This window comes from Vogesella amnigena (genome assembly GCF_042648905.1).
Classification (GTDB): Bacteria; Pseudomonadota; Gammaproteobacteria; order Burkholderiales; family Chromobacteriaceae; genus Vogesella; species Vogesella amnigena.
Genome location: NZ_JBHRYH010000013.1, coordinates 24,873 through 37,454, shown reverse-complemented (window position 1 = coordinate 37,454; position 12,582 = coordinate 24,873). Strand labels below are relative to the sequence as shown.

The window sequence follows — 12,582 nt, the reverse complement described above, 5'->3', positions numbered from 1 at the left end:
ATGGAAATCAACCGGCAGCAATTACAGCAAGCCGCCGAACGCGGGCTGTTGAGCGTGGAACAGGCCGACGCACTGTGGGCGTTTCTGCAAACCCGGCAGGCTGGCACGCCACAATTTCGTCTGACCCACATCCTGTATTACCTGGGCGGCATGATCGCCATCGGCGCGATGACGCTGTTCATGAACCTGGGCTGGGAACGCTTTGGCGGTGGCGGGCTGCTGTTGATCTCGCTGCTGTACGCCGTGGCCGCGCTGGCCTGCAGCCGCTGGCTACTGCAACAGCAGCTGGCGATACCGGCCGGCATTCTGGCCACGCTGGCGGTGTGCATGACGCCGCTGGCGGTGTATGGCGTGCAAAGCATGCTGGGGCTGTGGCCGGCCAATACCCATTACCAGGATTACCACCGCTATATCGACTGGCGCTGGCTGCAGATGGAGCTCGCCACCTTGGCTGCAGCCAGCATCGTGCTGCAGCGGCTGCGGCTGCCGTTCCTGGTGATGCCGGTGGCGGTAACGCTGTGGTACATGAGCATGGATCTGGCACCGATGCTGTTCGACCCGGAATACGTCACTTACGACTGGCGCGAGTGGGTGTCGCTATGGTTCGGCCTGGCCATGCTGCTGCTGGCGTTCTGGGTGGATCTGCGCAGCCGCAGCGGCCGCGACTACGCGTTCTGGCTGTACCTGTTCGGCACCTTGGCGTTCTGGGGCGGGCTGAGCCTGATGGACTCCAGCAGCGAGCTGAACAAGTTTCTGTACCTGTGCATCAATCTGCTGATGATCCTGGTCAGCGCGGTGCTGGCGCGGCGGGTGCTGGCGGTGTGCGGCGCGCTGGGCTGCGCCGGTTACCTGGGGCACCTGGCCTACCAGGTGTTCCGCGACAGCATGCTGTTCCCGTTTGTGCTGACGCTGATCGGCCTGGCGGTGATCTGGCTGGGCATCCAGTGGCAGCGGCACGAGGCCGCCGTTACCAGCCGGCTGCGCGCCCGCCTGCCAGCCGAACTGCAGGCCCTGCTGGCACGACGGGGTTGATGGCTGCGAGCCGCTAGGGCGCCTCCACCAGCAAGGCCAGCAGCTGCAGCGACTGCTGCCAGCCTACGTAGCAGCCATCCACCGGTATCGCGGCGGGAATGCCCTCCTGCACGATATTGACCTCGGTGCCGCAGGACACCGGGGTGAAAGTAACGGTAGTGCGCATCTCTCCCGGCAGGTTCGGGTCGTCGAAACGGTCGGTATTGCAGATGCGCTGGCCGGGCACCAGTTCCAGGTACTCGCCGCCAAAATGGTGTTGCTGACCGCTGCTCAGGTGGGTGAACGACATGCGGTAGCTGCCGCCAACGCGGGCATCCATGCTGTGCACCTGGCCGCTGAAGCCATGCGGCGGCAGCCACTTGGCCATGGCGGCCGGGTCGAGAAAGGCGTTATACAGCTTGTCGGGCGCGGCGCAGATGACGCGGTGCAGGCGGACGGTGTTGGTGCTCATGGTCTGACTCCTGGCGGGGAATGCCACCAGTCTAGACCATGCTGGCCGCATTTCCTGCTCAGTTTCCTGCGGCCAACTCGGCCACCCGTTGCAGGCCGCGCTGGTAGGCATCGCTCCACGGGTAGCAGCAGGACAGGCGCAGACAGTTGCGGTAGCGCCCGCGTGGCGAGTACAGCGCGCCCGGCACCAGCAGCATCTTCTCCGCATAGGCGGCGCGCGACAGCGCCAGCGAGTCGACATCGCCCGGCAGCTCCACCCACAGCACGCAACCGCCGGTGGGCGAGGTAGCGCGGGTGCCGGGCGGAAAGTAATTAGCCACCACGTCCTGCAGCCGCGACATCTGCGACTGATAGTGGCGGCGCAAAAAGCGCAGGTGCTGGTCGTAGGCGCCATCCTGCAGGTAGCTGGCCAGGGTTTCTTCCAGCAGCCGCGGCTGCGACAGCGAGGAGGCAAACTTGAGCCGCGTCAGCTCGCGGCGGTAGCGGCCAGGCGCGATCCAGCCGGTGCGAAAGCCCGGTGCCAGCGTCTTGTTGAAGCTGCCGCACAGCAGCACGTAGCCGTCGCGGTCGAAGGCCTTTACCGCGTCCGGCGTCAGCTGGCCATAGAACAGGTCGGCATGCGGGCAATCCTCGATCAGCGGCACCTTGTGCTCGTTCACCAGTGCGGCCAACCGTTTCTTGTTCTCCAACGGCATGGTGGCGCCCAGCGGGTTGTGCACCGTGGGCATGGCGACGATGGCGTTGAGCCGGCCTTCGCTCAGCAGCAGCTCCAGCGCATCCAGCGACAGCCCGGTGGTGGGGTGGGTGGGAATCTCGATCACCTTCAGCCCCAGGCTTTTCAGCAGCGGCAGCAGCAGAAAGTAGGTGGGCGATTCCAGGCCGATGGTGTCGCCGTGCTTGCACACCGTGCGCAGCGCCAGCTGCAGCGCCTCGGTACAGCCATTGGTGGTGACGATGTCGTCCGCCGTCAGCGCCACGCCCCAGGCCAGCGCGCGGCGCGCCACCTGTTCGCGCAAGGCCAGTGAGCCCGGTGGGTAGCTGTAGTCGGTGGCCAGCTCCGGCTGCTCGCGGGTGAGCTTGCCGAGAATGCTCTTCAGCCGGCTGGTGGGGTAGAAATCGCTGCCGCGCGGCGAGGCCATCGATAAATCCAGATAGCCCGGCTGCTGCTGTGCGGCCAACACCAGCTCGATGTTGTCCAGCACCTCGTCGCCAGTGGCCACAGTGCCGCTCTGGCGGCGCATGTGCGGCAGCGGCAGCCGCGTCTGCGCCCGCACGTAGAAGCCGGACTGCGGCCGCGCCTCCACCAGGCCGCGTTCTTCCAGCAGCCGGTAGGCGGACAGGATGGTGGCCGGGCTCACCTGGTACTGCTCGCAGGCCTTGCGTACCGACGGCATCTTCTGCCCCGGCTGCAGCACGCCACGCTGCATCATGGTGGTCCATTCGCTTACCAGCCGCATGTAGAGGGATTCTTGCGCCATATTGCACCTGCACAGTTTGAGGCTTTGCCGACCATAACAGTTTTGCCAGCAGCAAACTGTTATGGTTGCAAATTGATATTTCTGAATCTGTTATTGTAGCGCGGCAATGCCTATCATCACAGCCATCGAAAACAGCTTTGTGATGCAGCGCCATGAATACCGCAGCACTGGTGATCTACCTGGCCGTAATGGCCATCACCCCCGGCCCCAACAACCTGATTCTGGCCGCCTCCGGCCTGAATCACGGCTTCCGCCGCACCGTGCCGTCGCTGTTCGGCATCGCCACCGGCATTGCGCTGCAGGCTGCCATCATCATCGTGTTCATGGGCCAGCTGGCCGGGCTGCTGGGCAGCATCAAGCCGCTGCTCACCGTGGCCGGCTGCAGCTATCTGCTGTACCTGGCGTGGCAGATCCAGCGCAGCAGCGTGCTGGACGACGAGGACGGCAGCAGCAAGCCGATGTCGTTCATGGGCGGCATCTGGTTCCAGTGGCTGAACCCCAAGACCTGGATGATCAGCCTGAACATGGGCATGGTGTTCCTGCCACAGAGCATGCCGGCCAGCCAGGCGGCGCTGCTGTTCTTCGTGGTGGTGTTCGCCACCATGATGCCGTGCATCAGCGTGTGGGCCGGCGCCGGCGTAGCGCTGCAGCGCCTGCTGAATACCCCGCGCCGCATGCGCTGCTTCAACACCGCCATGGCACTGACGCTGGCAGTTACCGCGCTGTGGCTGCTGCTGGCCAATCTGCCGGCCAGCCCCACCCTGCCGGCCGGCCTGAACGCCTGATCCCGCATTCCAGACAGTTGGCCGCATCGCCATAAGGCATGCGGCCAACTTGCTATCGACAAGACCCTTGCGCACCGTGCAAGGGTCTTGTTGTTAAACAGCAAGGCTGCCGATGTCACAACCGTGCAGGGGCGGCCCGGCTTTGCCGGGTCCGGTGTCACCTGCACAACGACAGCAGGCCGCAGCCTAGCCGCATCGCCATAAGGCATGCGGCCAACTTGCATTGGGGAAGGCGTTTGCCCGCGCTTTGGCCGGCAACGTACAATAGCCGCCTTTACCGATCTTCAGTTCAGGCGTAGACCATGATCCGCACCCGTTTTGCCCCCAGCCCCACCGGTTTCCTGCACATCGGTGGCGTGCGCACCGCGCTGTTTTCCTGGGCGTTCGCCCGCAAGAATGCCGGCACCTTCGTGCTGCGCATCGAAGACACCGACCTGGAGCGCTCCACCCCGGAATCGGTGAAGGCGATCCTGGACGGCATGCACTGGGTAGGCCTGGACTACGACGAAGGCCCGTTCTACCAGACCCAGCGTTTCGACCGTTACAAGGATGTGATCCAGCAACTGCTGGCCAGCGGCCACGCCTACCACTGCTACATGAGCAAGGAAGAGCTGGACGCACTGCGCGCGCAGCAGGAAGCCAATGGCGAGAAGCCGCGCTACAACCGCATGTGGCGCCCGGAAGCCGGCAAGACCCTGCCGGCGATTCCGGCCGACGTACAGCCGGTGGTGCGCTTCAAGAACCCGATCGGCGGCTCGGTGGTATGGGAGGACGCGGTGAAAGGCCGCATCGAGATCAGCAACGACGAACTGGACGACCTGATCATCGCCCGCCCGGACGGCAGCCCCACCTACAACTTCTGCGTGGTGGTGGACGACTGGGACATGAACATCACCCACGTGATCCGCGGTGACGACCACGTGAACAACACCCCGCGCCAGATCAACATCCTCAAGGCGCTGGATGCCCCGCTGCCGGTGTACGCGCACCTGCCGATGATTCTCAACGAGAACGGCAACAAGATGTCCAAGCGCCGCGACGCGGTAAGCGTGGTGGACTACGCCGCCAAGGGTATTCTGCCGGAAGCGCTGCTGAACTACCTGGCACGCCTGGGCTGGGGCCACGGCGACGAGGAATTCTTCAACATGGAGCAGTTCGTGGAATGGTTCAGCCTGGAGGCGGTAAGCCCGTCCGCCAGCCGCTTCAACCACGAAAAATTCATGTGGCTGAACGCGCAGCACATCAAGGCCGCCGACAACCAGCGCCTGGCCGGGCTGATTGCCGACCGCCTGACTGCGGCCAACGTGGATACCCGCAACGGCCCTGCCCTGGCCGACGTGGTAGCACTGGTGAAGGAGCGCATCCAGGACCTGAACGCACTGGCACAGGAAGTGGACTACTTCTACGCCAAGCGCGAGCCGCAGGCCGCCGACGTGGAAAAGCACCTGTCCGGTGACAGCCGCGAGCGCATGCTGCGTTTTGCCGACCAGCTGGCGGCTCTGGAAGCCTGGACTGCCGAAAGCATCCACGAACTGTTCAAGCCATTCTGCGCCGAGGAAGGCATCAAGATGGGCCAGCTGGGCATGCCGCTGCGCGTGCTGGTGTGCGGCACCACCCAGACCCCGTCGGTGGATGCGGTGCTGGCGCTGATCGGCAAGGAAGAAGTGCTGCGCCGCCTGCGCGGCTGAGCACTGCCCGTTTCCAGCCAGTGACAAACCCGGCCGATGGCCGGGTTTTTTCGTTTCGGATAAAGCAGAAACGTAGCGCGCACCACGCAACACCACGGCACGCGCAACAGTGGCTAGCAACAGCAAAACACCCCGCCGTAGCGGGGTGTTTTATCTTGCTGCCAACGCGCCCACTCAGGCATCACGCTGCAGCAGGTGCAGGGTCAGCGTCAGTTCGCCGTTTTCGCCCTTTTCGCTCTGTACGTTCTGCAGGCTGAGGTCGGACGGCAGCAGCAGGCTGACGCCATGCCCCACCCCCACCTTGCTCCAGAACTTCTCCAGCCGCTTGGCCACGCCCTGCGCCGGCAGCGGCGCCTCGCTCTGCAGCGAAAAGCCGTAGCTTTCCGCCGCGCTGTCGAATAGCCGGTTCACTTCGTTCGCCGGTACATAGCGCTCGGCCATGTCGGCCATGTCGCGCGGCGACACTTCCGGCTCGCTCTTGCAGTGCGTCAGCACCTCGTCGCGGAAGCGCAGCTGTTCTGCCGGGTCGGCAATCTCTTCCGCCACCTGCTCGATTACCTCGGCCACCAGCTTGCTGGTGGAGCTGCTGTCCGGCACGCGCAGCGCGCGCAGGAAGTCATCCAGCCAGAACTTGGCCTCGTGCCCCAGGCGGTCCACCGCGTACAGTGTGGGGCCGCTTTCCAGCACCAGCGCGCCCTTGTCGATCAGCCGCGGGTTGATGCCGGAAGCGTGGCTGATGTCGAACACCTCGCCGCTTTCGATGATGGTGAGGAAGTCTTCCTGGATCTCGGCCTTGAAAATGCCCAGCGCGCGCTGCGGCGCGTCGGCTTCGCCCAGGCCGGAGAACAGGATCACCAGCAGGTCGCCGGCGGCAATATTGGGATGCTGCGAGCGACCGTACAGGTGCTTGGCGATCTGCCCCGACACCTCCAGCAAGTCCACTTCGCCACGGAAGAAGCGACGGCTGTAGTGGTACAGCTCGTTGAGGTTGAGGTCGGTCTCGTGCACAAACTGGAACTTCTTCTTGTCCGACACGATGCCCTTCAGGTAACCGTCCAGAATCAGCGCCGACACCGCCTCGTCCACGCCGATGGCCTTGCCGGACAGCTGCAAGGGTTCGCCGCGGCTGGGGTTACCCACGCGGTGGATGACCAGTCGTTCGACTCTGGCTTCGCTGATGTGCATGCTGTTTCTTACTCCTGTTCACTGGAGGCGGGATTATCGCCGCCCGGCGCTGCCGCAACAAGGTTGGCCGCATGCGCGCCAGCCGCGCCAAATTGCAGTGCGGCCAACCTGGTGTACAGCGGCGAGCTGGCCAGCAGCGCCTCGTGGCGGCCTTCTGCCACGATGCGGCCACCATCCAGCACCACGATGCGGTCCGCCTGCTTCACCGTAGCCAGACGGTGGGCGATCACCAGCGTGGTGCGGTTGGCCGCCGCGCGTTCCAGTGCCGCCTGCACCAGCTGCTCGGATTCTGCATCCAGCGCGCTGGTGGCTTCGTCCAGCAACAGGATCGGCGGGTTCTTCAGGATGGCGCGGGCAATGGCGATGCGCTGGCGCTGTCCACCGGACAAGCGCACGCCGCGCTCGCCAAGAAAGCTGTGGTAGCCATCCGGCAGCTTGTCGATGAAATCATGCGCGGCAGCAGCATGCGCCGCGGCGATCACCTCCTCGTCGCTGGCTTCGGGCCGGCCGTAGCGGATGTTCTCCAGCGCACTGGCGGCAAAGATCACCGTGTCCTGCAACACAATGCCGACATGGCGGCGCAGCTCGGCCGGGGCCAGCTGATCCACCGCCACGCCGTTGATGCTGATGCGGCCGGCCTGCGGGTCGTAGAAGCGCAGCAACAGCTGGAACAGCGTGCTCTTGCCGGCGCCGGAAGGCCCGACCAGCGCCACCTGCTCGCCCGGCTGCACCCACAGGCTGACATCCTGCAGCGATGGCATACCGGGGCGCGACGGGTAGGCAAAGCGTACCTGCTGCAACCGAATGCCCTCGCCGCTGGTAGGCAGCGCTTGCGGATTGACTGGCGGCGTGACCGGCGAGCGCTGCGCCAGCAGCGCCAGCAAGCGCTCGGTGGCGCCGGCGGCGCGCTGCAGATCGCCCCATACCTCGGCCACCGCGCCAATCGCCCCGGCGGTCACCACCGCGTAGAGGATGAACTGCGCCAGCTGGCCGCTGGACATCTGCCCGGCCAGCACCGCGTGCGCCCCCAGCCACAGCACGAACACGATGGCGCCGAACACCAGCAGGATCACGATGGCGGTAAGCTGGCTGCGGGCACGGATGCGTGCCAGCGCAGTGCCAAAGCTGGTTTCCACCGAGGCGGTAAAGCGGCCTACCTCACGCACCTCCTGCGCAAATGCCTGTACCGTCTGCACCGCGTTCAGCATTTCGCCGGCCAGCGCGCTGGAGTCGGCGATGCGATCCTGGCTGGCGCGCGACAGCGCCCGCACCCGCCGGCCGTAGATCAGGATAGGCAGCACCACCACCGCCAGCGTGACCAGGATGTAGCCGGTAAGGCTGGGGCTGGTCACCGCCAGCATCACCAGGCCACCCAGCATCAGCAACACATTGCGCAAGCCCATGGACAGGCTGGTGCCCACCACCGTCTGCACCAGCGTGGTATCGGTGGTGAGCCGCGACAGCACCTCGCCGGTCTGCAGCGTTTCGAAGTATTCCGGGCTCATGCTGATGACGTGGCGATACACCGCGCTGCGCATATCGGCGGTAACGCGCTCGCCCAGCCATGACACCAGGTAGAAGCGTAGCGCGGTAAACAGCGCCAGCACCGCCGCCACCGCGAACAGGGCCAGAAAATAGCCATCCACCGCCTCACGGCGGGCAAAGGCGTGATCGATCAGGTAGCGGAACGCCACCGGCAGCAGCAGCGTGGCGCCGGCCGCCACCAGCAGCGCAATGGCCGCCAGCACGAAGCGGCCACGGTAAGGCCGCATGAATGGCAGCAGGCCGGAAAGCGGCGTCAGGCGCTGCAATAGCGTAGGGGTATTCACCGGGACTCCCGCAACAAGGCAAAGGGCTTACATGCTGGCCACAAGGCGCGAATTCAAGCGCCATCAGCGCGCGTGGGGCGCCATACCGCCTCCAGCGCCAGCACATTGCAGGCGCCGGGGCGCAGCAACAGCTGCGCATGCTGCGGCTGCGGGCCATCCATCGGGCAGATCAGCAGCAGGCTGCCATCGGCTTGCGGCAGCAGTTGCAGATCCGGGCGCCCCGCTTGCCGCAGCAGCAGGCCGCTACTGCCTGCCGGCAGGGGCTGGCTTTCGCCGGCGGCATCCAGTAAAAACAGCTCTGGCTGGGTGGTCTGGCTGGTCATCGGCTTGCCTCCATGCTGTGATGTCGGCAGCATGACAGCCTACCCCTGGCTGTCAAGCCAGCCCTGCGGCCAACCCAGCGCCGATAACACACCGATAACAACAGGGCGCCTCGAAAAACCCGGATTGTTAAGCGAGACAAGACGCGAACGAAACATCCCGACGCCGCACAGGTTTGCTATGTCAGGAGGGATTTTTCGTGAGCAACGCCGTATCGCAACGAAAGCGGGAGTTTTTCGAGGTGTCCAACACACCGCCGCGCCACCAGCACACGGCGCCAGACGGAGAGACAGCATGCTGATCAACTGCGTTGCCTACCACAACGGCCAGAAACTGGCCGACCTGCAGCAGGAAGACATCCACGACTACCTGCAGCGCCCGGACACCTTCGTCTGGGTGGCGCTGCGCGACCCGGAGCCGGCGGAGCTGGACGCCATGGCCGCGCAGTTCGAGCTGCACGAGCTGGCGGTGGAAGACGCGCGCAACGGCCACCAGCGCCCCAAGCTGGAGGAATACGGCGAGGTACTGTTCTGCGTGCTGCAGACACTGGAACCCACCGAGTCCGGCGAGCTGCGCGTGGGCGAGGTAGACCTGTTCGTCGGCCCGAACTTCGTGCTGTCGATCCGCAACGACACCCGCAAGGGCTTTGTCAGCGTGCGCGACCGCTGCGAGCACGAGCCGGAGCTGCTGCAGATCGGCGCCGGCTTCGTGTTCTACGCGCTGATCGACGCGGTGGTGGACCGCTACTTTGCGGTGATGCACCAGCTGGAAGACGAGCTTGACGAACTGGAAGAACGGCTGTTCAGCCGCAAGAGCTCGGCACGGCGCAATATCGAAGACCTGTACGCGCTGAAACGCAAGCTGGTTACCGTCAGCCACGCTGTGGTGCCGCTGCACGAAGCGGTGGGCCGCCTGCACGGCGGCCGCGTGCCACGGGTATGCGGCGGGCTGCAGAACTACTACCGCGACGTGGACGACCACCTGGCGCGCATCATCCGCAGCCTGGAATCGCAGCGCGACATGCTGTCCACCGCCATCCAGGTGAACCTGGCGATGATCTCGCTGGACGACTCCAGCGTGAGCAAGAAACTGGCCGCCTATGCCGCGCTGTTCGCGGTACCCACCATGATCGCCGGTATCTACGGGATGAACTTCGACAATATGCCGGAGCTGAAAAGCAGCGACGGCTACCCGCTGACCCTGGCCATCATGCTGGTGCTGGATGTGCTGCTGTGGTGGCGCTTCAAGAAGGTCGGGTGGTTGTAGCCGGCAGCCTTCGTGCCGACAACGCCAAGCCCCTGCAGCCTGCTGCAGGGGCTTGGCCGAATGCAAAAAGCCCGTGTCTTGCGACACGGGCTTTTCTCAATTCTGGTGGCGGGAGAAGGATTCGAACCTTCGAAGGCAGAGCCGGCAGATTTACAATCTGCTCCCTTTGACCGCTCGGGAATCCCGCCAGAAGAGGAGGCGAATAATATCGATACCGCCCCACTCCGTCAACAGTTTCTTGCATGAATTCTGCAATTATTTTGCAAAGCAGCAATAAACTGTCGGCAATTCAGTCACTTATATGGCCATGCAATACCACCTACCACCACCAGAACAGCCAGCCCCAGGCGCTGTCCACCCACAGCAGCACGGCGGAAAACGCCAGCAATACCGGCAGCTGCCGCCAGCTGGCCGGCTGCCACTGCCGCACGATGCCGCGCGCCAGCCACAGCGACCACAGGTTGGCCGCCACTAGCAGTGCCAGCCTCTGGTCGTTGATCCAGTACCAGTAAACGCCCTCGCCGCGCAGCAGGCTCAGCGTCACCGCAGTCAGGCCGAGGAACACGCCGCAGCCGGCCAGCGGAATCAGCGCCTGCGCCAGATGGTGCAGCCGCTGTCGCTGCCAGCGCCCGGCCAGGCGCACGGCACCAGCCAGCAGCAGCATGCTTACCGAGCCCAGCAGCAGCGCGGTGGCAGCGATATAGGCCAGCAGCAGGCTGCCATCCAGCCAGCTGAACACGTCGTTCTTTTCCGGGTAGTGGGTGAACAGCCACCACGGGGCATCAGCCTCCAGCGGCCAGAACCACTCGCGCTCCACCAGCCATTCGGCCAACGCCTGCTTGATGGTGATGAACCACGGGCTGGCGCTCCAGTGGAAGGCGCCGATGGCCACTCCCATCAGCCCGAACACGATCAGCAGCGTCTGCCAGCCATCCGCCTCGCGCGCGGCCACGCGCACGATTTCGTCCGACGGCGAGCGCAGGCTCAGTGTCACCGCGTCGCGATGGCTGCTGCAGCGCCCGCACATGTGGCAGCCGCTGCCGCCCTGCATCTGGCTGATAGGCTGCAGCGGCGCGCAATCCACCGCCTTGATGGCGATGCTACGGCGCGTGTTGCCGGCCTGCTGCCACGCTTGCTGGTCAACGCGGAAATGCACCGGCGCCAGCTTGGCCAGCAGCGCGAATACGCCGTTCACCGGGCACAGGTAGCGGCACCAGGCGCGCTTGCCGCGGGTGTACCAGTAGCCCACCGCCACCGCGGCCACGGTGGAGCCGCCCAGCACCAGCAGCGCTGCCTTGGGATACTGGTAGACGCTGACCATCTGGCCATACACGGTGGTGCCGACGAAGGCCACGAACGGCCAGCCGCCCCAGCGCATCCAGCGCGGAATCGGCCGCCCCTTGCCATGGCGCGATGCCCACTCGGCCAGCGCGCCCTCCGGACACAGCACACCACACCACAAGCGGCCGAACAGCAGCATGGACAGCAGTACGAACGGCCACCAGATACCCCAGAACGCGAACTCGGCAATGATGGTGATGTTGTTCCACACATGCGCGGTTTCATCCGGCAGCGGCAGCATGGCCGGCACCAGCAGCAGTACCGCATACACCAGCACCACCAGCCATTGCAGGCCGCGAATCAGCCCGGCATGCTCGCGCAGCCAGTCGCCGACACGCGCCAGGCGGCCAGACGGGGCTTGTCGCATCGCAGCACTACAGCTCATGCGCCGCTCCGCGATCGGCGCCAGCGAAACAGTGCGGCGATCAGCAACCAGTAGCCGCCATAGGCCAGCAGGCTGGTGAGCGACGGGTGGGCACGGTAGCCGGTAAGCGCCGCCAGCACGCCTCCGGCCGGCGACATGTCATCCACCAGCGCCGAGCTGTCCCACAGCGGGTCGATCAGCGTCGGCAGCAGTTCCATGGACTGCAGCTTGTCGATACCGCTGCTGAACAAGGCCGCGGCCAACAGCAGCAGCATGATTTCGGTAGCGCGGAAGAACAGCCGCCACGACAGGTATTTACCGCCCAACTGCAGCAGCCAGAAGGTGAGCAGCGCCAGCGCAAAGCCCAGCGCGCCGCCGGCCGCCATCCAGCCCAGTTCGCTGCCCTGGGCGCTGGCCAGCATGCCGTACAGGAACACCACCGCCTCGCTGCCCTCGCGCGCCACGGCAATGGCCACCAGCAGCAGCACGCCCCACCAGTTGTTGCGCCCGGCGTTGGCCGCCAGCCCGCTTTCCAGATCGCGCTTCAGCGTGCGGCCGTGCTGGCGCATCCACAGCACCATCTGCACGATCAGCGCCGCCGCCACGAATACCATGCCGGCCTGGAAGGCATCCTGGTGCGGCCCCAGCAGCTCGGCAGCGGCAAACAGGCCAAACGCCAGCACCGCCGCCAGCAGTACGCCCAGCACCACGCCGCCCCACAGCCAGCGCTTGCCGCCGCTATCTGCCGCGTTGTGCGACAACCAGGCATGCAGGATGCCGATGACCAGCATCGCCTCCACGCTTTCGCGCCAGACGATGAACAAGACCTGACCCATGCCCAGG

At 65.2% G+C, this 12,582-nt stretch carries 11 protein-coding genes and 1 tRNA gene; 4 read left to right on the top strand and 8 right to left on the bottom strand.

Annotated features, from left to right (window positions below; all coding sequences use genetic code 11):
• Entirely contained in the window at positions 1–1,032 is a 1,032-nt protein-coding gene (locus tag ACFOKJ_RS06585; protein WP_390277695.1) for a DUF2157 domain-containing protein, read from the top strand.
• 13 nt (positions 1,033–1,045) lie between these two features.
• Here the strand turns inward: ACFOKJ_RS06585 and ACFOKJ_RS06580 are convergent, their stop codons facing one another.
• Together ACFOKJ_RS06580 and ACFOKJ_RS06575 are read right to left on the bottom strand one after the other, a co-directional pair.
• Positions 1,046–1,483 (bottom strand): SRPBCC family protein, encoded by a 438-nt coding sequence (locus ACFOKJ_RS06580; protein ID WP_390277693.1) that lies wholly within the window; start codon positions 1,481–1,483, stop codon positions 1,046–1,048.
• Between the two features lie 58 nt (positions 1,484–1,541).
• On the bottom strand, positions 1,542–2,960 hold the full coding sequence (locus ACFOKJ_RS06575) for an aminotransferase-like domain-containing protein (RefSeq protein ID WP_390277691.1): 1,419 nt from the start codon (positions 2,958–2,960) through the stop codon (positions 1,542–1,544).
• Between the two features lie 152 nt (positions 2,961–3,112).
• On the opposite strand from ACFOKJ_RS06575, the gene ACFOKJ_RS06570 reads away from it, so the two are divergent.
• Together ACFOKJ_RS06570 and gltX are read left to right on the top strand one after the other, a co-directional pair.
• Positions 3,113–3,745 carry a LysE family translocator gene (locus ACFOKJ_RS06570; protein ID WP_390277689.1) on the top strand — a complete coding sequence of 211 codons (633 nt, stop codon included), beginning with the start codon at positions 3,113–3,115 and terminating at the stop codon, positions 3,743–3,745.
• Between the two features lie 302 nt (positions 3,746–4,047).
• Positions 4,048–5,433, top strand: coding sequence for a glutamate--tRNA ligase (gltX, locus tag ACFOKJ_RS06565; RefSeq protein WP_390277687.1), 1,386 nt, complete (start codon positions 4,048–4,050; stop codon positions 5,431–5,433).
• Positions 5,434–5,607: 174 nt separating this feature from the next.
• On the opposite strand, the gene ACFOKJ_RS06560 is transcribed toward gltX, so the two are convergent.
• Genes ACFOKJ_RS06560 through ACFOKJ_RS06550 form a run of 3 tightly spaced genes read right to left on the bottom strand, consistent with a single transcriptional unit; the run spans position 5,608 to position 8,770 of the window.
• Complete coding sequence (locus ACFOKJ_RS06560; protein WP_390277685.1) at positions 5,608–6,618, bottom strand: nucleoid-associated protein; 1,011 nt, start codon at positions 6,616–6,618, stop codon at positions 5,608–5,610.
• 8 nt (positions 6,619–6,626) lie between these two features.
• The gene (locus ACFOKJ_RS06555) at positions 6,627–8,447 is read right to left on the bottom strand and encodes an ABC transporter transmembrane domain-containing protein (RefSeq protein WP_390277683.1); all 1,821 of its coding nucleotides are present in this window, start codon (positions 8,445–8,447) and stop codon (positions 6,627–6,629) included.
• A 53-nt stretch (positions 8,448–8,500) separates the two neighbouring features.
• Entirely contained in the window at positions 8,501–8,770 is a 270-nt protein-coding gene (locus ACFOKJ_RS06550) for a hypothetical protein (protein WP_390277681.1), read from the bottom strand.
• 292 nt (positions 8,771–9,062) lie between these two features.
• Here ACFOKJ_RS06550 and corA point away from each other — a divergent pair, with 292 nt between their 5' ends.
• Positions 9,063–10,034 (top strand): magnesium/cobalt transporter CorA, encoded by a 972-nt coding sequence (gene corA / locus ACFOKJ_RS06545; protein WP_390277679.1) that lies wholly within the window; start codon positions 9,063–9,065, stop codon positions 10,032–10,034.
• A gap of 103 nt (positions 10,035–10,137) precedes the next feature.
• On the opposite strand, the gene ACFOKJ_RS06540 is transcribed toward corA, so the two are convergent.
• The 3 genes from ACFOKJ_RS06540 to ACFOKJ_RS06530 form a co-directional block, all read right to left on the bottom strand.
• Positions 10,138–10,222: transfer RNA gene (locus ACFOKJ_RS06540), tRNA-Tyr, on the bottom strand.
• 131 nt (positions 10,223–10,353) lie between these two features.
• Entirely contained in the window at positions 10,354–11,760 is a 1,407-nt protein-coding gene (locus tag ACFOKJ_RS06535) for a 4Fe-4S binding protein (RefSeq protein WP_390277677.1), read from the bottom strand.
• Positions 11,757–12,575: an FTR1 family iron permease gene (locus tag ACFOKJ_RS06530; RefSeq protein WP_390277675.1), complete on the bottom strand. Its 819-nt coding sequence runs from the start codon at positions 12,573–12,575 to the stop codon at positions 11,757–11,759. Before ACFOKJ_RS06530 ends, ACFOKJ_RS06535 begins: the two co-directional genes overlap by 4 nt.
• Positions 12,576–12,582 lie beyond the last annotated feature (7 nt).